Raw genomic sequence first — 19,542 nt, forward strand, 5'->3', positions numbered from 1 at the left:
TGGGGGCATACGCCGCTGCGGTGCAACATGAGGAAATCCGGGCCGGTTGAGCAGCCACCCGAACAAAGGCGAGTATGTTAGTGAGCGTAAAAACAACTTCGGCCACCACCGGATTATGGCCTAAATCGGGCAATTCCGACGAGCAGCGCACCATTCGCGTCCCTGATCTCAATGTGATTTCAGGGGCTCCAGTGCAAGGCGCCAAGCTCGAGGCGGATCCTAATCGGCCACTGATCATCCGTTTCGGCAAGCATCTGCGCGGCATCTTCGACCGGCTGATCGCGTCCTCTTCGCTCGTCTCCAACGATCCAGTGCTCGACGTGCGCGATTTCGCCTGGACGGCGATCCTGCGCGACAATTGGGAGGTGATCCGCGACGAGGCGATCGAGGTCGCGCTGCAGGGCCAGGCGTCGCCGAGCCTCGCCACCATCTCGCCCGACCATCGGTCGATTGCACAGGTCGATATGTGGCGCTCCTTCTTCCTGTGGGGCTATGGTTTCCCGATCGAGGACAATCTCGCGCGCTGCCCGAAGACTCAAGCGATCGTCGAGCGGATTCCCGGCCTGAACAGTGCGTTCTTCTCGATCCTCGCGCCGGGCACGCATATTCCCGACCATCGTGGCGTCACCAAGGGTTTGATCACCTGCCATCTCGGCTTGATCGTGCCGCAGGATGGCGATGTCCGGATGCGCGTCGACGACCGCATCGTGCGCTGGGCCGAGGGTGAGACTTTGGTGTTCGACGACACGTATCAACACGAGGTGTGGAACGACACGATCGGCACGCGCGTCGTCCTGCTTGTCCAGTTCGAGCGCCCGTTGCGCCAGCCGGGCCGCTGGATCGCCGACACGTTCCTCAAGGTCGTGCGCAAGTCCGCCTTCGTCCAGGAAGCCCGCGACAATATCGCGACCTGGAACGACGCAATGAAGAAGATGGATGTGTAAACGTCTCGGCCCCTCCTTGAAGGGAGGGGCCGAGGGTTGTTCAACCCAGTCTTTCCAACTCCCGCCTTGATCCATCCCCTCGCGCACGCCACATGCACGGGATGCTGATCGAAACCGAAACGACGCCCAACCCCGCGACGCTCAAATTCCTTCCCGGTCAGGCCGTGATGGAAGCTGGTACGCGCGACTTCGCCACTCCAGAAGAGGCGGTTGCGTCGCCGCTCGCCGAGGCGCTGTTCGATCTCGGCGACGTGACCGGGGTGTTTTTCGGCAGCAACTTCGTTTCAGTCACCGCCGCGCCGGGTGTCGATTGGTCCTATCTCAAGCCCGACGTGCTCGGTCTGTTGCTCGACCATTTCTCCGCCGCGATGCCGCTGTTCCGACCTGGCAGCGCCGGCGGGATCAGCGTGCCAGCCGAGGAAAGCTTCGCCGAGAACCCCGAAGACGCCGATATCGTCGCGCAGATCAAGGAATTGATCGATACCCGCGTCCGTCCGGCGGTCGCCAATGACGGCGGCGACATCATCTATCGCGGTTTCGACCAGGGTAAGGTCTTCCTGAAGATGCAGGGCGCCTGCGCAGGCTGCCCGTCCTCGACCGCGACACTGAAAAACGGCATCGAGCAATTGCTCAAATATTATGTCCCCGAGGTTACCGAAGTCCGCGCGGTCTGACACCGCACTTCTGCCTAAAACGAGGTTCCTGCATGACCGAGAAGCTGTCCAACGCGGCGCTCGATACGATCTTCCGTACCGCGCGTTCTTATAACGGCTATACTGATCAGCCAGTCGCCGAGGCCGAACTGCATGCGATCTGGGATCTGATGAAATGGGGCCCGACATCGGCCAACCAGCTTCCCGCACGCCTCGTCTGGTGTGTCAGCGATGTGGCCAAGGCGAAGCTCGCCGCCTGCACATCCGCGCAGAATGCCCCCAAAATCCTCAATGCTCCGGTCAGCGTCGTGATCGGCATGGACGAAAATTTCCACGAATATCTGCCGGAATTCTTTCCGCATGCCGACGCAAAATCATGGTTCGAGGGCAACGCGGAACTGCGCGCGGTATCGGCAATGCGCAATTCGACGTTGCAGGGTGCCTATTTCATCATCGCCGCACGCGCGCTGGGGCTGGATACCGGCCCCATGTCGGGCTTCGACAATGGCAAGGTCGACGCGGCCTTCTTCGCCGGCACGCCGAGCATCCGGTCGAACTTCATTTCGACGCTCGGGCACGGCGATCCGGCCTCGATCTTCGACCGGCTGCCGCGTCCGGCGTTCGAGAAATTCAACACCATCGCCTGAGCGGTTCGATGATTTTTACAAAAGGTGGCATTTGCGCACGTTAGTCATCGAAACCGCGACCGCAGCCTGCTCGGTCGCGCTGATCGAAGGCGGCGCGGTGATCGCGTCATGCCATGAGGTGGTCGGGCGCGGCCATGCCGAACGGCTAATTCCGATGGTCGCCGAGCTTCCCGATGGCGGTCGCGCCGATCGCATTCTGGTCGATTGCGGGCCGGGCAGTTTCACCGGCGTCCGCGTCGGCATTGCCGCCGCGCGCGGCCTCTCATTTGGCTGGCAGGCCGAGGTTCATGGCTTCTCTTCGCTCCCCTTGATCGCCGCCGCCGGATTCGTCGCAAGGCCCGAATGCGACATGCTTGCGGTCGTCCTTGAAGGCGGGCATGGCGAGGTCTTCATGCAGCTTTTTCATGCTCCGCTCGCGCCCGCCGGTGCTTTCGGCTCGCTTCGGCCCGAAGCGGCGCTTGTCGCACTCGGGGACCGTCCGGCAATCGGCAACGGCGTACGCCGGCTGACCGCGCTCGACCCCGCGCTCGACGTGACCGAAAGCCTTCCCGAAGCGGCCGACGCGATCCTGTTGCCCACGGAATTTGCCAACCTTCCACCGCGCCCGATCTATGGTCGCGCGCCAGACGCGAAACCACAGGCGGCATGAGCAGCGTGCTGACCATGATCGATCTGCGCAACGGCGGCACGGCCGACCTTGCCACGGTCGAGTCGCTCATGGTCGAGGCGTTCGATCCGCGGTTCGGCGAAGCATGGACGCACGGCCAGTGCCTCGGCATCATGGCGTTGTCTGGCGTCTGGCTGACGATCGCGTCGGTCGACGGCAAGCCGGTCGGCTTCGCGCTGTCGCGGCAGATTGTCGACGAGGCGGAACTGTTGTTGCTGGCGACCGCGCCGGCCAGTCGCCGCAAAGGTGTCGCGGCCGCACTGCTTCGGTCGGTGGTTACTGAAGCGCGCGAAAAAAACGCCTCAAAACTGCACCTTGAGGTGCGTGAGGGTAATGAGGCGATCAAGCTTTATCGCACTGCTGGCTTCACCAAGGTCGGTGAACGTCGTGCATACTATCGCGGTAATGTCGGCCAGACCTTTGATGCTTTCACGTTTCGCCGCGAATTGACCTGATTTTACTTGATTTGGTCACGATTACTGCTTGCGCCCAAGCATACAAAAGACGATAGGCCCAATTTGGTTGCGTCGTAATGCAGCCATAATATGGGTCGGAAGGACTACAATGGACATCAACAACGATCTGCAGGAAACCCTGATCACGCTGACGGCTGATATTGTCGCGGCACATGTGAGCAACAACAGTGTTGCGGTTTCGGATCTGCCGGTCCTCATCGCCAATGTGCATGGCGCGCTCGCCGGCCTTGGCACCCCGGTCGCGACACCCGAAGTCAAGCAGGAGCCGGCCGTTTCGATTCGTTCGTCGATCAAGCCAGACTATATCGTCTGCCTCGAAGACGGCAAAAAGCTGAAAATGCTCAAGCGCCACCTGATGACGCATTATCAGATGACCCCGGAACAGTATCGCGCGAAGTGGAATCTTGCTGCCGACTATCCGATGGTCGCACCGAGCTATGCTGAGCAGCGCCGGACACTCGCCAAGAAGATCGGCCTCGGCACCAAGCGACGCAAGCCCAGGTAATCATATCGGTCGGCCCTTGCGGCAGGACCTTTTCATCGCGGCGACGGAGGCTCCGGCCTTCGTCGCTGTTTTGGTTTGGGGGTCGTTTCAGTCTGGGGGTCGGCCGAAATATCAACCCGGCTTGTTGCGAGTCGATCGCCCTTTATCAATAAGCCTGGAGCGCCTACGTTACTGCCATGGCTCGCAAGATCGATCTCGAAGCGCTGTGCAATGAAAAAGGCCTGCGCATTACCGAACAACGGCGCGTCATCGCGCGCGTCCTGTCGGAGGCTGAAGACCATCCCGATGTGGAGAAGGTCTATGAACGCGCGTCGCAGATCGATCCGGGCATCTCGATCGCCACGGTCTATCGGACCGTGCGCCTGTTCGAAGAGGCCGGCATTCTCGATCGCCACGATTTCGGCGATGGCCGCGCGCGCTACGAGCCCGCCCCTGAGGCGCATCACGATCACCTGATCGATGTCGAGAGCGGCAAGGTCATCGAATTCGTCGATCCCGAGCTTGAACAATTGCAAAAGGCGATCGCCGAACGGCTCGGCTTCCGCCTGGTCGATCACCGCATGGAACTCTACGGCGTCTCGCTCGACCGCAAGGTATAGGCCTTGCCGGGCATAACAGCGGCGGCACGGGCCGATGCAGCGGCAGGCAAGCCGCCGCCGATCGACGCGCTGGGTTATACCCGCATCACCTTGCGCGCGACCGGGCTGGTGCTGGCGCTGCTGCTCACCGTTCCGCTGCATTATCTCTGGCACTTGCTGCGCATCGGCTCGCCCTGGCCGAAAATCTTCCTCGGTTGGGCCGCGCGCCTTGCCGGCGCGCGGGTCGAACGCGTCGGCGTGCCGCTCAAGCGTGACGTCTTCTACGTCTCCAACCATCTCAGCTGGATCGATATCCTCGCCATTGCGGGCCAGAGCGGCACCGCCTTCGTCGCCAAGGAGGAGATCCGCGCCGCTCCCGTGGTCGGCTGGCTTTCGACGCTCAACCGCACCGTTTTCGTCAAGCGCGAGAACCGGCTCGGCGTCGCCGAACAGATCAACCAGCTGCGCGACGCCTTGACCGACAATTGGTCGGTCACCGTCTTCCCCGAAGGAACGACGACCGACGGCCAGTCGCTGCTCCCGTTCAAGACCCCGATGCTACGCGTTCTGGAGCCGCCCCCACCCGGCGTGCTCGTCCAGCCGGTGCTGCTCGACTATGGTATCTTTGCCGAGGAGATTGGCTGGATCGGCGAGGAAAGCGGCGTCAATAACGCCAAACGGATCCTGTCGCGCGCCGGCAATTTCCGCATGAAGGTACATTTCCTCGAGCCGTTCCATCCACGCGATTTCCCCGGCCGCAAGGCGATCGCGGCGGAGAGCCGCCTCCGGATCGAGGCCGCCCTGGTCGAGCTGCTGGGTAAGCCGATCCGGCCGTTCGCCTATGCGGTCGAGGCGGTGAAGTTCGTACCGGACCTCGATCCTCCCCGGAACGGGGAGGGGGACCGCGACGCGTAGCGGCGTGGTGGAGGGGGTGGGCCGGCACCGTAGCGCTGCTTGGCACGCCCCCTCCACCACGCGCTGAAAAAGCGCGCGATCCCCTCCCAGTTCCGGGGAGGATTGGTTTCAGACGCTGCACGGCCTATAGGCGCCACCAACATGAAACCTGCCCCCAAGACCTTTGCCGTCAAATCATTCGGCTGCCAGATGAACGTCTATGACGGCGACCGCATGAGCGAACTCATGTCGGCGCAAGGCCTGATCGCGACCGACGCCGACACCGCCGACCTGGTCGTGCTCAACACCTGCCACATCCGCGAGCGCGCGACCGAGAAGGTGTATTCGGACATCGGCCGGATTCGCAAACATGCCATGGCCAAACACGGCAAGACCCCGATGATCGCCATTGCCGGCTGCGTCGCGCAGGCCGAAGGCGAGGAAATCGTGCGCCGCGCAAAGGTCGATGTGGTGGTCGGCCCGCAAGCCTATCACAATCTCCCCGACCTGGTCGCGAAAGCCGCGCGCGGCGAAAGCGCGCTCGACACCGGTATGCCGGTCGAGATGAAATTCGGCCACCTCCCCGCGCGCAGGCGCGTGCCGCCATCGGCGTTCCTGACGGTGCAGGAGGGGTGCGACAAATTCTGCACTTATTGCGTCGTCCCTTACACGCGCGGCGCCGAAGTCAGCCGCCCCTGGGCGCATATCATCGACGAGGCGAAAGCGCTGGTCGGCGCCGGCGCGCGCGAAATCACCCTGCTCGGCCAGAACGTCAATGCCTGGGAAGACGATGGCCGCGGTCTCCACGACCTGATCATCGCGCTCGACCGGATCGAAGGACTGGCCCGTATCCGTTATACGACCAGCCACCCCAACGACATGCGCGAAGGCCTGATCCGCGCGCATGCCGAGGTTGAAAAGCTGATGCCCTTCCTGCATCTGCCGGTGCAGGCGGGCAGCGACCGCATCCTGAAAGCGATGAACCGCAGCCACACGCGTGATTCCTATCTGCGCCTGCTCGACCGCGTTCGAGCCGCGCGTCCCGACATCGCGCTGTCGGGCGACTTTATCGTTGGCTTCCCGGGCGAGACTGAAGCCGACTTCGCTGAGACCTTGAGCCTCGTCGATAGCGTTGCTTACGCGCAAGCCTTCAGTTTCAAATACAGCCCCCGCCCCGGCACCCCCGCCGCCAGCATGGGCGATCAGGTCCCTGCTGAAGTGATGGACCAGCGGCTGCAGCGGCTGCAGGCGGCGATCAACCGCGACCAGGAGGCGTTCAACCAGGCGACCGTCGGGCGAACCTGCGACCTGTTGCTCGAACGCAAGGGTAAACTGCCCGGCCAGTTGATCGGCAAGAGTCCGTGGCTGCAATCGGTGCACCTCGTCACCGACGCAGCGATTGGCGATCTGGTCGAGGTCGAGATCGATTCCGCCGGCGCGAACTCCGTTGCCGGCGTGGAGCGACTACGGGTCGTCGCCTAGGGCGCTTCGAGCTGAACGGATTCATCTCCTTGCCGTTTGTTTCCAGCGGAATCGAGAAACCTTGTCCAGCGCCTGGGGTCTGTTTCTCGGCTTCGCTCGAAGCGAACGAGGTTGGCGCCCCGCATAACGTCGCTCCTCAACGCCCCCCCCTGTTGCTCCTTTCGCACACCCGCCGAATAGCGAGCGGCCGGCCAAGATTCCCCTGTCCTCCCTGCCCCGGCTCTGCCAAACTCCGTGACGGATGCAGCAGACTCGCCCCTTTGAGCTCCCCGGCGGAACGAACCGCCCCGACATCCCGTTCGACCAGCGATCCAGCCAGCATCCGGGCGCAGATGCGCATCCGTTTCTCATCCTCCGACCCGAAGGAACCGCATGAGCCGCAAGCCTGTCCCCGCCCAGTCCGGTGATCGCAGCCGCGCAGAGGTCGTGTTCGACAAGCCGCAACTCATGGCCCAGCTCTTCGGGGAGTTCGACCAGAACCTGCTGCTGCTGGAAAACCGGCTCGGCGTTTACATCACCGCGCGCGGCAATCGCGTGGGTCTGGAAGGCCGCGCCGAGGCGGTGGCCGAGGCGCGCGATGTATTGCAGGGACTCTACAACCGCATCGTGCGCGGCGAACGGGTCGATCCCGGCCTGGTCGACGCGGTGATCGCCATGTCGGCAGAACCGACGCTCGCCGGGATCATCCAGGCCGATGCCGGCGGCGCGCCGCAGGTGATGATTCGTACGCGCAAGAAGACGATCGTGCCGCGCACCATCGCGCAGCAGCATTATATGCGCGAACTACTCAACCACGACATCATCTTCGCGCTCGGGCCAGCGGGCACCGGCAAGACCTATATCGCGGTCGCGCAGGCGGTGGCGCAGCTGATCACCGGCAGCGTCCAGCGCCTGATCCTGTCGCGCCCCGCGGTCGAGGCGGGCGAAAAGCTCGGCTTTCTGCCCGGCGACATGAAGGAGAAGGTCGATCCCTATCTCCGTCCGCTCTATGACGCGCTCAACGACTGCCTGCCCGCCGAGCAGGTCGAACGGCGCATCGCCTCGGGCGAGATCGAGATCGCACCGATCGCTTTCATGCGTGGCCGCACGCTCGCTGACGCCTTCATCATCCTCGACGAGGCGCAGAACACCACCCCGGCGCAAATGAAGATGTTCCTCACCCGCTTCGGCGAGAATAGCCGCATGGTGGTATGCGGCGATCCCAAGCAGACCGATCTTCCCGGTGGCATGAACGCGTCGGGGCTCAACGACGCGGTCGGCCGGCTCGAAGGCGTCGATGGTCTGTCGATCTGCCGCTTCGGCGCGGGCGATGTCGTGCGCCATCCGATCGTCGGGCGCATCGTCGAGGCCTATGAGGGCGTCGATGCTTGATTGAAAAAGAATATCCCGTTACATATGTCAGGATATCCTCGAGGAGGGAACATGGCATCTCTTTTCATCAAAGACAGCGAGACCGCTGCGCTGGCGGCTGAATTGGCAGCTCGACTTGGCACGACAAAAACGGACGTCGTTCGCGATTCTCTGCGTCGCAGGAAGGCTGAATTGGGCGACCTTCCGCCCAAACAGGACTTCATACAATGGTTGGATCAATATCGGCGTGATCATCCGCTGCCGCCACGGACGGGCCTGAAAGCGGACAAGGCTTTCTTTGACTGGTTGTCGGGCGAAGAGGATGTCGATGACCCTTTTTGTTGATGCATCGGCTCTCGTTGCAATAATCACTGGCGAACCCGATGGCTTGGAGCTGGCTATGCTCGTGCGCGATGACAGCGATCCAATTTGGTCACCAATGTCTGCTTGGGAAACAGTAAGCGCGTTATGCCGCTCCTATAGCTATACGATAGAGAATTCACGACGAGAAGTGGCGGACATAGCGGCTGCACGCCCATTTCGACTGATAACCATTGGAACCATTGAGGCTGAATTCGCACTGGATGCCTATCAACAATATGGCAAAGGCCGTCATCCTGCGGCGCTCAACATGGGCGACTGCTTCGCTTACGCGTGCGCCAAAGCGAACAACGCGAAGTTGCTTTACAAAGGGAATGACTTTGCGATGACTGACCTCGCATGATTGTCGTCGAACTTCAGACAGAAGGCGCATGGAACGCCGGGGTCGATTGGCACGGGTTAGCTCAATTGGCTGCGGAAGAGGCTGTGCTGCACAGCCCCTATGCCGAATTTTGCCCATCTGCCGCGACAATCGAAATCTCGGTCCGGCTGACCACCAATGACGAAGTGCAGACGCTAAACGCGCAATATCGCCACAAGGACAGGCCAACCAACGTCCTGAGCTTTCCCATGGTGCAGGCCGATCTGCTCGATACGATCAGCCAGAATTCCGACAATGGCGAAGTATTGCTTGGCGATATCGTGCTTGCTTATGGCGTGTGCGCGGCGGAGGCAGAGGAGAAGGGCATTTCGACCGAAGATCACGCCACGCATCTGATCGTGCATGGCACGCTGCATTTGTTGGGCTATGATCATATCGAGGATCACGAGGCCGACACGATGGAGAGTATCGAAATCGATACGCTTGCCGCACTCGGCCTGGCCGATCCCTACCTGATAAAAGAGGACTGAAACGCTACTATGCCCGAGGGCCAAAGTACCACCGACGCCGGGGACGCCGGTACCAATGAGGGCAGTATATGGCGCTCGCTGCGCGCCATGATCTTCGGCGAATCGGGCGACGATTCGCTCCGCCACCAGCTTGAAGAAGCGATCGACGCGCACGAGGACGATCCCGCGCCCGACGCCAAGGGCGACCTTTCCCCGCTCGAGCGCACCATGGTGCGCAACCTGCTCCATTTCGGCGAGCGCGATGCGGGTGATGTGGGCGTGCCGCGCGCCGACATCATTGCGATCGAGGAGCGGACCCCATTCGACGATCTGGTCAAGATTTTTGCCGCGGCCGGCCATAGCCGCCTGCCGGTATATCGCGAGAAGCTCGATACGATCATCGGCATGGTCCATATCAAGGACGTCTTCGCGATCCTCGCGACCGGCGCGCCGCATCCGGAGAAGCTGGAAGGCCTGATCCGCCAGCCCTTGTTCGTGCCGATGTCACGCGGCGTACTCGATCTGCTCGCTGATATGCGCGCTAGCCGTGTGCATCTGGCCGTCGTGCTTGACGAATATTTCGGCACCGAAGGCCTGGTGACGATCGAGGATCTGATCGAAGAGATCGTCGGCGATATCGAGGACGAGCATGACGACGCGCCCGAAGCGCTGATCGTGCCGCTCGACGGCGGCGCCTGGGACGTCGATGGCCGCGCCGAACTCGAGGATATCGGCGAGACGATCGATAAGCGCTTGGCCGAGGTCGATGAAGATATCGACACGCTCGCCGGCCTGGCCGCGCTGATCGCGGGCCATGTCCCGCAGGCGGGCGAATGCCTGTCGCACGACAGCGGTTGGAAACTCGAAGTGGTCGAGGCCGATACGCGCCGCGTGACCAAGCTCAGGCTCCATCCACCACAGGCTTCGCCGGAGGAGCGCGACGCGTGACCCGGTCGCCGCGACACAGGCTGTGATCGTCCAGCCCGATCACTGACTTCACTATTTAGCGTTTCTCCGATCACCGCTGCTCGGCTATCCCGGTGCGGTCACCACGATCAACGAAAAACTTAGGAGAAGACAGTGGATAGCAAGACCAGCGGCTGCCCGATGACCGGAAGCCCCCTAAGTGATCAGGCGAAGGAACCGCGCGCACTCCGAACACTGCTAGGTCGAACCAGCCGTGACTGGTGGCCGAACCAGCTCTCGCTGGATATCCTCCAGCAGAATGGCCTGTCGGGCGATCCGATGGGCGACGATTTCGACTATGCCACGGAATTCAAGTCGCTCGACTATGCCGCTGTCAAGCGCGACCTGACTGCATTGATGACCGACAGCCAGTCCTGGTGGCCGGCCGATTACGGACATTACGGTCCCTTCTTCATCCGCATGGCATGGCATAGCGCCGGCACCTATCGCACGGGCGACGGCCGCGGCGGCGCATCGTCCGGCTCGCAGCGCTTCGCGCCGCTCAACTCCTGGCCGGATAACGGCAATCTCGACAAGGCACGTCGCCTGCTTTGGCCGATCAAGCAGAAATATGGCCGCAAGCTCAGCTGGGCCGATCTGATGATCCTTACCGGCAACGTCGCGATCGAATCGATGGGCGGCCCGGTGTTCGGCTTCGGCGGCGGCCGCGCTGACGTGTTCGAGCCGGAGAAAGACATTTATTGGGGCACCGAAGAAGAATGGGTCGGCCAGACCCGCATCGACGAGCATGCCGGCATGGCACTTGAGGAGCCGCTGGCGGCGATCCAGATGGGCCTGATCTACGTCAATCCCGAGGGACCGGGCGGCAATCCCGACCCGGTGCAGTCGGGTCGCGACATTCGTGAGACGTTCAAGCGCATGGGGATGAACGACGAGGAAACCGCAGCGCTCACCGCCGGCGGCCATACCTTCGGCAAGGCGCATGGCGCTGGCGATGCGTCTTTGGTCGGCATCGAGCCGGAGGGCGCTGACATCGCCACCCAGGGGCTCGGCTGGCTCTCGACTCATGAGAGCGGCATGGGCGATCATACGATCACCAGCGGCATCGAAGGTGCGTGGACGCCAACGCCCACCAAATGGGACATGAGCTATTTCGCGATGCTGCTCGACCATGAGTATGAACTGGTGAAGAGCCCGGCAGGCGCGAACCAGTGGCAACCGGTCGGCAATCCGGCGGAAACCCTGGCACCGGGCGCACACAGCCCCGACCGGCATGTGCCGACGATGATGACCACCGCCGACATGGCGATGAAAGTCGACCCGGCGTACCGCGCGATCTGCGAGCGGTTCCGCGATAACCCTGATCAGTTCGCCGATGCCTTTGCCCGCGCCTGGTTCAAACTGTGCCACCGCGATATGGGCCCTAAGGCACGTTATCTCGGCCCCGAAGTGCCGGCGGAGGACCTGATCTGGCAGGATCCGATCCCCACGGCCGATCAAGCCGCGATCGATGCGGGCGATGTGGCAGGGCTCAAGGCGAAGATCTTCGCTTCGGGCCTGTCGATCGCCGAGCTAGTGACGGTCGCCTGGGCCTCGGCCTCGACCTATCGCGGCTCGGACCATCGCGGCGGGGCGAATGGCGGCCGCATCAGGCTTGCGCCGCAGAAAGACTGGAAGGTGAACGAGCCCGAAAAGCTCGCCAAAGTGCTTAAAGTCTATGAGGGCATCAAGAGCGACTTCGACGGTGGCGCAGGCGGCAAGGGCGTCAGCATCGCCGACCTGATCGTGCTCGGCGGCACCGCGGCGGTCGAGAAGGCCGCAAGCGATGCCGGCCACCGGATCGAGCTGCCCTTCACGCCCGGCCGCACCGATGCTTCGGACGCGCAGACCGATGCCGAGGGCTTCGAGGTACTCGAACCGAAAGCGGACGGTTTCCGCAACTACCTCTCGGTCCGCTTCAGCGTGCCGACTGAGGAGCTGCTGGTCGATCGATCGCAATTACTTGGGCTGAGCGCACCTGAAATGGCCGTGCTGCTGGGCGGCCTGCGTGTACTTGGTGCCAACCATGCCGGCTCGAAGCACGGCGTGCTGACTGACCGCCCGGGTCAGCTGACCAACGATTTCTTCGTCAACCTGCTCGACATGGGCACGGCGTGGAAGGAAATCGATGAAGCGGGCGACGAGGAGTTCGCTGGCTCTTGTCGCAAGACCGACCAGCGGAAATGGACCGCGACGCGCACCGATCTGGCGTTCGGCGCAAATTCGCAGCTGCGCGCATTGTCCGAGGTCTATGCCTCGGCCGATGCGGGCGTGAAGTTCGTCAAGGACTTCGCTTCGGCCTGGACCAAAGTGATGAACGCCGACCGGTTCGACCTCGCCTGAGGATTTGTGGGAAATTAATTCCCCACAGTTCCTGGGGGTCGTACCGACGACATGACAGGTTCCCCGAGCATTTCGCTCGGCCGGCCGCCGGCGACCCCCTCGCCGGCGGCCTTTTGTGTTAGGCGCAGGTGAGCCCGATCGACTTCAGGCTGGGCTCGATGTCCCATATCTCCTCAAGCCTCGGCATCGCTCAACATCGCCAATATTATATTAAGTATCTGAAATAATTAGCTATACTATCCTCATCATGAAGCGGCAGCCTGAGAAACGGGACATTATTGGTGTCCCATATCTCCCGCCTCTCAGCTCTATCGCCCGCAGTGATTCAAACCATGGCACAAGATGTGGTCTGGCATCTCTTGCCGAACCCATGCCGGCTTGCTCTTTCTTATCGTCGAAACGAGATTGCTGCGGGCTGCGCGCGCGTGACCAGAGCGCCTGCGCATGAGTCTGACATAACGCTCGACGTTCCCCGGGACTGGGCTTCCTTTGGCCCGCAGTCCGGGGTAACCTTATCTCATGCGCAAACACATTCTTATCGTCATCGGCCTGATCGTCCTCGCGGTGCTGGCCTTTTGGTACTTTATCAGCCGGCCCGATCAGGCTCGGTTGCCGGTCGCCGCGGTCAGTGGCGAAAGGCCCCAGATCACCGCGCCGCGTACGCAGATGGTGCCGACCATCGCGGTCGCCGATGCGGTCGGCTGGCCCAAGGGCGCAAAGCCGACGCCCGCTGCCGGACTGACCGTCGCGGCATTCGCCAGCGGCCTCGACCATCCGCGCTGGCTGTATCGCCTGCCCAATGGCGATGTGCTGGTCGCCGAAACCAACTCGCCGCCGCGCAAGGGTGGCGGCATCACTGGAACGGTGATGGGCTGGCTGATGGGCAAGGCCGGTGCCGGTGTGCCCTCCGCCAATCGCATAATCCTGTTGCGCGACAGCGATGGCGACGGCGTTGCGGAAAGCCGGTCGGCCTTTCTGACCGGGCTCAATTCGCCGTTCGGTATGACGGTGATGGGTGACTGGCTTTATGTCGGCAACACTGACGCGCTGGTGCGCTTCCCGTTCAAGGTCGGCGAAACCAAGATCACTGCCAAGCCCGAAACCGTGATCAAGCTGCAGGGCGGTGGCAACCACTGGGCGCGCAACGTGATCGCGGCGGAGGACGGCAAGACGCTGTACGTGACCGTCGGATCGTCGAGCAATATCGCCGAGAACGGCATCGACGCCGAGAAATTCCGCGCCAATATCTTACAGGTCTTTCCCGACGCGAAGACGTTTCGCATCTTCGCCGCCGGCCTGCGCAATCCCAATGGCCTGGCGTTCGAGCCGCACAGCAAACAGCTATGGACCACGGTCAACGAGCGCGACATGCTCGGTTCGGATCTTGCGCCCGATTATATGAGCCAGGTCGAATTCGGCGATCACTTCGGCTGGCCCTGGTATTATTGGGGCGGATATCCCGACAAACGGGTCGATCCGCCGAACCCGGCGCTGCAACAATATTCGAAGCGGCCAGACTATGCGCTGGGGCCGCACACCGCGTCGCTCGGCCTGACCTTCGCGGCTGATGCGAAACTCGGCGCCAGCTTCGCCAACGGCGCGTTCATCGGCCAGCACGGGTCGTGGAACCGCACGCCGGTATCGGGCTACAAGGTTATTTACGTCCCGTTCGGCGACAATGGTTATCCGGTGAAGGGCACAAAGCCGGTCGATGTGCTCGGCGGCTTCCTCAACGCCAAGGGCGAGGCGCAGGGCCGCCCGGTCGGCGTGATCACCGACAAGACCGGCGCACTGCTCGTCGCGGACGATGTCGGCAATGTGATCTGGCGCGTGACGGCAGGGCGGTAGAAACGGAAAACGGGCTGCGTGCTCCCCCCGAAGCGCGCAGCCCGTCCTTTATCACGCCGATACGGCGCGACACTTTCCCGCGTAACTCGTTGATCCCGCTTCCCGACGGCTGTCGGTCCATCGATCCCCGACAGCGGTATAGCTTCCCGACCTTCTAACGATGGTTTACGGTAAAGCGTTCGTTACCCATTACGGGTATCGTGGCCATATTGGCCCTATTTCGAAAGTCAGTCTCTTGAGCGAGCGGGTCGTCACCAATCCTGCGAAGATGGCTGCAAACTGGCGGATCGCGATGACGTCGATCTCCAATCAGTTCCTGGCAGCGCACCGCATCTATTCCGCGCCCAAGGCGCTCAACCCGACCGAATTGATCATCTATCTGACGATCTCTGTCGCCAATGTGCAAAAGCTCACGCGCGAACGCATCATCCCCGAGGCGTTCGCAGCGACCGCGATATTGCCGCGCGAATGGGTCGTGCCGATCTCACGCAACGCCATCGCCTCGGCCAGTGGCCTGCCCCGCGAGACGGTGCGCCGGCATGTCGGGCGGATGATCGAAACCGGCCTGCTGATCGAGGACGAGCGCGGCGGTGTGACGCTGCCGCAGGGCGTGATCCAGGATCTTGGCCTGGAGCCGCTGCTGGAAGCGTTGATCACCGAATTCGCACGCACCGCAGAGACGCTGCTTCGGATTGGCGCGATCGAGGTCAAGAGCGACTGAGGCCTTGCCGACATCTGGTGGTCGGTGACGGAATTCGCATCGTCTGCCTCTTCCCCCGACGGCAATGCTGACGTCCCACCGATTGAAGGAGAGACAGTCGGCCGTCCGCTCTATTGCAGCAACTTCGGCCCTTCCTTGGCCAGCTTCGCCCTGATCTTTTCGGCGAACAGCGCCAGGAAGGGCGGCAGGTCGATCGTCGCATGGACATGAGTGTCGAACAGCTCGAGCCGGCTCGCGACCTTCTGGCCCAGCGCCTGGACGGTGAAGTGCATCGTTTCGCCCTCCCAGCGATGATCGACCACCGCGCCACCGGGGAACATGCCGGCGAGTTTGCCGATGCCGCTTTCGAGCCGCTCGCGCACAGCCTCGCGACCATGCTGATGCGGAATATCGACGGTAATGGGCTCAGTCATACTTACGTCCTTCACGTCGCGAAGATCATGCCGTCGTCGGCAAACGCCTTGAACTCCAGCGCGTTGCCGCTCGGATCGAGAAAGAACATCGTCGCCTGTTCACCCGGCTGACCCTTGAAGCGGATATGCGGCGCGATGCCGAAGGTGATTCCCGCCGCCGCCACGAGCGTCGCGAGCTTTTCCCAGTCGGGCATGGTCAGTACGACGCCAAAATGCGGCACCGGCACATCATGTCCGTCGACCGGATTGCTGACCGCCACAGCCCTCGCCGCGGGATCGAGATGCGCGACGATCTGATGCCCGAAAAGATCGAAATCGATCCAGGCATCGCTGCTGCGGCCCTCGGCGCAGCCCAACACCACGCCATAGAAATGTCGCGCGGCGGCGAGGTCATGGACAGGGAAGGCGAGATGAAAGGGGCGAAGCGTCATCGTCATATAATACACCGCTGAACTCTTTTCGTCACCCCGGAACCGACGATGTCGCCCGGAAGAGCCTTGTTCCGGGGTTCGCCGTTCCGCATAGGCGGTGATCGTGGCCCTTGAGGCTTGGTAGATGCCGGGGCAAGCCCGGCGTGGCGGGTGAGAACGGCCATTGTCGGATAAGAAAACTCCCATGACGAGGCGCTACTCGGCCCTGTGTTCGCTTGCCCTGGGCGCGCTTGCCGCAACCGGCTTCGCTCCACTCCAGTTCTGGCCCGTCACGCTTGTCTGCATCGCCGCATGGATGTGGCTGGTCCATGATGCCCCTGGTCTGAAACAGGCGCTGCTCTACGGCTGGTTGTTCGGGGTCGCCCATTTCACGGTCGGCAATAACTGGATCCAGCACGCCTTCGAGTTTCAGGACGCGATGCCATACTGGCTCGGCTATGGCGCTGTGGTCCTGATGTCGCTGTATCTGGCGCTCTATCCGATGCTCGCGGCGGGCCTTGCATGGCGCTTCGCCAGCCCGCGATCGGTGGGCGATTCGACCGCCACGCCGAGCACCGGATTCGTCCTGGTGTTCGCCGCGAGCTGGATCGTCGCCGAATGGCTGCGCGGCACGATGTTCACCGGCTATCCGTGGAATCCGTTGGGCGTGATCTGGGTACCGCTTGCCGGCGTCGCTCGCGTTGCCGCGATCACCGGCACTTATGCTTTGTCAGGCCTGACCGTCGCGGTAGCCGGTGCAGCGCTGCTGCTTGCCTTTGGGCGGTGGCGTTTTGCGGCACCGCTTGGCGGTGCCACGCTGCTGTTCGCGCTGATCGGGATCGGTGGACCGGATGCCCCACGCGGCGATGCGACGACCCCCCGCGTTCGGGTCATCCAACCCAACCTTCCCGAGGAAGACCGGCCCGGCCCCAATTATGCGGAGAATAATTTCCGCGCGCTTGCCGCCCTCAGCGGTGCGCCCGGCCCTGCCCCGCGCCTGCTCGTCTGGCCCGAAGGCGCGATCCGCTTCATGCTCGAGGACGGCTATCCATCCTATACCTATTGGCGCGGCAGCGCAGAATTCACCCGGCGGCGCATCGCGGCGCTGCTCGGTCCCAATGATATCGTACTCACCGGCGGCAATTCCCTAAGATTCGACGACAAGGACGAGGTCGTCGGCGGGACCAATTCGGTCTTCGCGATCGGCGCCGACGCGCGCTTGCACGGGCGTTACGACAAGGCGCATCTCGTGCCTTATGGCGAATATCTGCCCGCACGCCCGATCCTCTCTCGAATCGGCCTGTCGCGGCTCGTGCCCGGCGATTTCGATTTCCTCGACGGTCCGGGCCCGCGTGCGCTCGACCTGCCCCATTTCGGCTCGGTCGGGATACAGATTTGCTACGAGATCATCTTTTCCGGCCAGACCGTCGATCGCGCACATCGTCCGGCGGTGATCTTCAACCCGTCGAACGATGCATGGTACGGCCCGTGGGGCCCACCCGAACATCTCGCTCAGGCCCGACTGCGTGCAATCGAGGAAGGCCTGCCGATCATCCGCGCCACGCCGACCGGTATTTCGGCGATCATCGATGCTGAAGGCCGCGTCCTGGACAGCGTGCCCGCGGAGACCGCGGGCGCGATCGAACTGACCATTCCCCCCGCCCATGCCCCGACGGTCTTCGCCCGGGTCGGCAACCTCATGGCGTTCCTCGTCGCTGCGGCAATGCTGCTGTTGGCCGTTGCCATAAGGCGATGGTCTCGCTAGTGCCCGCCATATAAGGAAAGCTTTATATGCGGTTTCGGTTTGCCTGAACCCGCTTCAGCCGAGGGTAGATTGATGCGCGCTTCGTTTCTCTTCACGTCCGAATCGGTTTCGGAAGGTCATCCCGACAAGGTCGCGGATCAGATTTCGGACTCGGTCGTCGATCTGTTCCTGTCCAAGGACCCCTATGCGCGTATCGCGTGCGAGACGCTGACCACCACCAATCTGGTCGTGCTCGCCGGTGAGATCCGCTGCAAGGGCGTGTACGAGAATGGTGCGTGGGCGCCCGGCGCGCTCGAGGAGATCGAGGCTACGGTCCGCGCGACGGTCAAGCGCATTGGGTACGAGCAAGATCAGTTCCACTGGAACACGTTCGAGTTCATCAACCGCCTCCACGGACAGTCCGAACATATCGCGATGGGCGTGGACGAAAGCGGCAACAAGGACGAAGGCGCCGGCGATCAGGGCATCATGTTCGGTTACGCGACCGACGAGACGCCCGACCTGCTGCCCGCCACGCTCTATTATTCGCACCGCATCCTTGAGCAGCTCGCCTATGACCGCCACAACAAGGTCGTGCCGTTCCTCGAGCCCGACGCGAAGAGCCAGGTGACGCTCGCATATGAAAATGAAGTGCCGGTTCGCGCAACCGCGCTGGTCGTCTCGACTCAGCATGCACCCGGCTATTTCTTCCACAATAACGAGGGCGATCCGGTCAAGTACAAGGAACTGCGCGACTATGTGGTCGGCGTGTTCAACGATGTGCTGCCCGACGGCTTCATCACCGACGAGACCGCGATCTACGTCAACCCGACCGGCCGTTTCGAAATCGGCGGCCCGGACGGCGACGCCGGCGTCACCGGCCGCAAGATCATCGTCGATACCTATGGCGGCGCGGCACCGCATGGCGGCGGCGCGTTCTCGGGCAAGGATCCGACCAAGGTCGATCGCTCGGCTGCCTATGTCGCGCGCTATCTGGCGAAGAACGTCGTCGCGGCCGGTCTGGCGCGGCGTTGCACGATCCAGCTGAGCTATGCGATCGGGATCGCCGAGCCGCTGTCGGTCTATGTCGACACGCACGGTACCGGCAAGGTTTCCGAAGCGAAGCTCGAAGAGGTGCTGCCCCAGCTCGTCCGCCTGACGCCCAAGGGTATTCGCGAGCACCTCAAGCTCAATGCGCCGATCTATCAAAAGACTGCGGCATACGGGCATTTCGGACGCACGCCCGAGGGCGAGTATTTCACGTGGGAAAAGACCGACCTGGTCGATCGCCTGAAAGCGGCAATCGCCTGAGCGGCACCAAAGACTCCGGCCCCCGAAACGGGTCGGAGTCTATGGCTTGATCTGGTCTATATCGTCGTCATGCGGCGCATCGCGCACTTTTCCGGCGCCGCTATTGTCGAACGTGTGCGAAAAGAATTGCGACCGCCGTTTGCGCGGCGCACGGCTGCGCATGGTCAGATACCCGACCGCGGCGAGCGCGATTAGGGCGAGAATGATGAGCGCGATTTTCATACGTTGCTCGATTCCACTAACCGAAGGTGGAAGGATGCGATCCGCATCCCCTTGCCCCAAGCCAACAATGAAGTTTTTCGACATCAACTTGCCGCAGTGCACAACGAATCATGCTGCAGCAGCCCAATATCACGACAATACGCGCTAAACCATGAC

General features: G+C 62.4%; 22 protein-coding genes. 19 read left to right on the plus strand and 3 right to left on the minus strand.

The window, feature by feature from the left end:
* Nucleotides 1-80 precede the first annotated feature (80 nt).
* From ACVWZA_RS10650 to ACVWZA_RS10730, 17 genes are all read left to right on the plus strand, one after another.
* Nucleotides 81-944 (plus strand): aspartyl/asparaginyl beta-hydroxylase domain-containing protein, encoded by an 864-nt coding sequence (locus ACVWZA_RS10650; RefSeq protein ID WP_457311179.1) that lies wholly within the window; start codon nt 81-83, stop codon nt 942-944.
* 101 nt (nt 945-1,045) lie between these two features.
* Nucleotides 1,046-1,618: a NifU family protein gene (locus ACVWZA_RS10655; RefSeq protein WP_457311401.1), complete on the plus strand. Its 573-nt coding sequence runs from the start codon at nt 1,046-1,048 to the stop codon at nt 1,616-1,618.
* Nucleotides 1,619-1,650: 32 nt separating this feature from the next.
* Entirely contained in the window at nt 1,651-2,244 is a 594-nt protein-coding gene (locus ACVWZA_RS10660) for a malonic semialdehyde reductase (RefSeq protein WP_457311180.1), read from the plus strand.
* A gap of 31 nt (nt 2,245-2,275) precedes the next feature.
* Nucleotides 2,276-2,893 (plus strand): tRNA (adenosine(37)-N6)-threonylcarbamoyltransferase complex dimerization subunit type 1 TsaB, encoded by a 618-nt coding sequence (gene tsaB, locus ACVWZA_RS10665; protein ID WP_457311181.1) that lies wholly within the window; start codon nt 2,276-2,278, stop codon nt 2,891-2,893.
* A gap of 14 nt (nt 2,894-2,907) precedes the next feature.
* Nucleotides 2,908-3,366: a GNAT family N-acetyltransferase gene (locus ACVWZA_RS10670; protein ID WP_457311182.1), complete on the plus strand. Its 459-nt coding sequence runs from the start codon at nt 2,908-2,910 to the stop codon at nt 3,364-3,366.
* A 109-nt stretch (nt 3,367-3,475) separates the two neighbouring features.
* Entirely contained in the window at nt 3,476-3,892 is a 417-nt protein-coding gene (locus ACVWZA_RS10675) for a MucR family transcriptional regulator (RefSeq protein ID WP_457311183.1), read from the plus strand.
* A gap of 176 nt (nt 3,893-4,068) precedes the next feature.
* Complete coding sequence (locus tag ACVWZA_RS10680; protein WP_187760115.1) at nt 4,069-4,491, plus strand: Fur family transcriptional regulator; 423 nt, start codon at nt 4,069-4,071, stop codon at nt 4,489-4,491.
* A 3-nt stretch (nt 4,492-4,494) separates the two neighbouring features.
* Complete coding sequence (locus ACVWZA_RS10685; protein ID WP_457311184.1) at nt 4,495-5,385, plus strand: lysophospholipid acyltransferase family protein; 891 nt, start codon at nt 4,495-4,497, stop codon at nt 5,383-5,385.
* Between the two features lie 141 nt (nt 5,386-5,526).
* Nucleotides 5,527-6,846 (plus strand): tRNA (N6-isopentenyl adenosine(37)-C2)-methylthiotransferase MiaB, encoded by a 1,320-nt coding sequence (miaB, locus tag ACVWZA_RS10690; protein ID WP_457311185.1) that lies wholly within the window; start codon nt 5,527-5,529, stop codon nt 6,844-6,846.
* A gap of 372 nt (nt 6,847-7,218) precedes the next feature.
* Nucleotides 7,219-8,217, plus strand: coding sequence for a PhoH family protein (locus ACVWZA_RS10695; RefSeq protein ID WP_457311186.1), 999 nt, complete (start codon nt 7,219-7,221; stop codon nt 8,215-8,217).
* 51 nt (nt 8,218-8,268) lie between these two features.
* Nucleotides 8,269-8,541, plus strand: a complete 273-nt coding sequence (locus ACVWZA_RS10700; protein WP_457311187.1) for a type II toxin-antitoxin system VapB family antitoxin — start codon at nt 8,269-8,271, stop codon at nt 8,539-8,541.
* Complete coding sequence (locus ACVWZA_RS10705; protein WP_457311188.1) at nt 8,525-8,920, plus strand: type II toxin-antitoxin system VapC family toxin; 396 nt, start codon at nt 8,525-8,527, stop codon at nt 8,918-8,920. The genes ACVWZA_RS10700 and ACVWZA_RS10705 overlap by 17 nt, the downstream gene beginning before the upstream one ends.
* The gene (gene ybeY, locus ACVWZA_RS10710) at nt 8,917-9,429 is read left to right on the plus strand and encodes an rRNA maturation RNase YbeY (protein WP_457311189.1); all 513 of its coding nucleotides are present in this window, start codon (nt 8,917-8,919) and stop codon (nt 9,427-9,429) included. Before ACVWZA_RS10705 ends, ybeY begins: the two co-directional genes overlap by 4 nt.
* A 9-nt stretch (nt 9,430-9,438) precedes the next feature.
* A complete protein-coding gene (locus ACVWZA_RS10715) occupies nt 9,439-10,356 on the plus strand; it encodes a hemolysin family protein (protein WP_457311190.1) in 918 nt (305 codons plus the stop codon).
* Nucleotides 10,357-10,488: 132 nt separating this feature from the next.
* Nucleotides 10,489-12,717: a catalase/peroxidase HPI gene (katG, locus tag ACVWZA_RS10720; RefSeq protein ID WP_457311191.1), complete on the plus strand. Its 2,229-nt coding sequence runs from the start codon at nt 10,489-10,491 to the stop codon at nt 12,715-12,717.
* Nucleotides 12,718-13,236: 519 nt separating this feature from the next.
* A complete protein-coding gene (locus tag ACVWZA_RS10725) occupies nt 13,237-14,565 on the plus strand; it encodes a PQQ-dependent sugar dehydrogenase (RefSeq protein WP_457311192.1) in 1,329 nt (442 codons plus the stop codon).
* Between the two features lie 235 nt (nt 14,566-14,800).
* A complete protein-coding gene (locus ACVWZA_RS10730) occupies nt 14,801-15,286 on the plus strand; it encodes a hypothetical protein (protein ID WP_457311193.1) in 486 nt (161 codons plus the stop codon).
* Between the two features lie 110 nt (nt 15,287-15,396).
* Here the strand turns inward: ACVWZA_RS10730 and ACVWZA_RS10735 are convergent, their stop codons facing one another.
* Nucleotides 15,397-15,699 (minus strand): polyhydroxyalkanoic acid system family protein, encoded by a 303-nt coding sequence (locus ACVWZA_RS10735; protein WP_457311194.1) that lies wholly within the window; start codon nt 15,697-15,699, stop codon nt 15,397-15,399.
* 11 nt (nt 15,700-15,710) lie between these two features.
* A complete protein-coding gene (locus ACVWZA_RS10740; protein ID WP_457311402.1) occupies nt 15,711-16,130 on the minus strand; it encodes a VOC family protein in 420 nt (139 codons plus the stop codon).
* Nucleotides 16,131-16,314: 184 nt separating this feature from the next.
* Between ACVWZA_RS10740 and lnt the strand changes: the two genes are divergently transcribed.
* Both lnt and metK read left to right on the plus strand, forming a co-directional pair.
* Nucleotides 16,315-17,874: an apolipoprotein N-acyltransferase gene (lnt, locus tag ACVWZA_RS10745; RefSeq protein WP_457311195.1), complete on the plus strand. Its 1,560-nt coding sequence runs from the start codon at nt 16,315-16,317 to the stop codon at nt 17,872-17,874.
* Between the two features lie 72 nt (nt 17,875-17,946).
* Nucleotides 17,947-19,164 carry a methionine adenosyltransferase gene (metK, locus tag ACVWZA_RS10750; RefSeq protein WP_457311196.1) on the plus strand — a complete coding sequence of 406 codons (1,218 nt, stop codon included), beginning with the start codon at nt 17,947-17,949 and terminating at the stop codon, nt 19,162-19,164.
* Between the two features lie 39 nt (nt 19,165-19,203).
* On the opposite strand, the gene ACVWZA_RS10755 is transcribed toward metK, so the two are convergent.
* Nucleotides 19,204-19,470, minus strand: coding sequence for a hypothetical protein (locus ACVWZA_RS10755; RefSeq protein WP_457311197.1), 267 nt, complete (start codon nt 19,468-19,470; stop codon nt 19,204-19,206).
* Nucleotides 19,471-19,542 lie beyond the last annotated feature (72 nt).

This window comes from Sphingomonas sp. UYAg733, from assembly GCF_054057355.1.

Bases quoted from the DNA above. Each gene is read 5' to 3' on its own strand.
- ACVWZA_RS10655 (WP_457311401.1), top strand. From the start codon at position 1,046: ATGCTGATCGAAACCGAAACGACGCCCAACCCCGCGACGCTCAAATTC.
- ACVWZA_RS10660 (WP_457311180.1), top strand. From the start codon at position 1,651: ATGACCGAGAAGCTGTCCAACGCGGCGCTCGATACGATCTTCCGTACC.
- ACVWZA_RS10670 (WP_457311182.1), top strand. From the start codon at position 2,908: ATGATCGATCTGCGCAACGGCGGCACGGCCGACCTTGCCACGGTCGAG.
- ACVWZA_RS10675 (WP_457311183.1), top strand. From the start codon at position 3,476: ATGGACATCAACAACGATCTGCAGGAAACCCTGATCACGCTGACGGCT.
- ACVWZA_RS10680 (WP_187760115.1), top strand. From the start codon at position 4,069: ATGGCTCGCAAGATCGATCTCGAAGCGCTGTGCAATGAAAAAGGCCTG.
- miaB (WP_457311185.1), top strand. From the start codon at position 5,527: ATGAAACCTGCCCCCAAGACCTTTGCCGTCAAATCATTCGGCTGCCAG.
- ACVWZA_RS10695 (WP_457311186.1), top strand. From the start codon at position 7,219: ATGAGCCGCAAGCCTGTCCCCGCCCAGTCCGGTGATCGCAGCCGCGCA.
- ACVWZA_RS10700 (WP_457311187.1), top strand. From the start codon at position 8,269: ATGGCATCTCTTTTCATCAAAGACAGCGAGACCGCTGCGCTGGCGGCT.
- ACVWZA_RS10705 (WP_457311188.1), top strand. From the start codon at position 8,525: ATGACCCTTTTTGTTGATGCATCGGCTCTCGTTGCAATAATCACTGGC.
- ybeY (WP_457311189.1), top strand. From the start codon at position 8,917: ATGATTGTCGTCGAACTTCAGACAGAAGGCGCATGGAACGCCGGGGTC.
- ACVWZA_RS10715 (WP_457311190.1), top strand. From the start codon at position 9,439: ATGCCCGAGGGCCAAAGTACCACCGACGCCGGGGACGCCGGTACCAAT.
- ACVWZA_RS10725 (WP_457311192.1), top strand. From the start codon at position 13,237: ATGCGCAAACACATTCTTATCGTCATCGGCCTGATCGTCCTCGCGGTG.
- ACVWZA_RS10735 (WP_457311194.1), bottom strand. From the start codon at position 15,699: ATGACTGAGCCCATTACCGTCGATATTCCGCATCAGCATGGTCGCGAG.
- ACVWZA_RS10740 (WP_457311402.1), bottom strand. From the start codon at position 16,130: ATGACGCTTCGCCCCTTTCATCTCGCCTTCCCTGTCCATGACCTCGCC.
- lnt (WP_457311195.1), top strand. From the start codon at position 16,315: ATGACGAGGCGCTACTCGGCCCTGTGTTCGCTTGCCCTGGGCGCGCTT.
- metK (WP_457311196.1), top strand. From the start codon at position 17,947: ATGCGCGCTTCGTTTCTCTTCACGTCCGAATCGGTTTCGGAAGGTCAT.
- ACVWZA_RS10755 (WP_457311197.1), bottom strand. From the start codon at position 19,470: ATGTCGAAAAACTTCATTGTTGGCTTGGGGCAAGGGGATGCGGATCGC.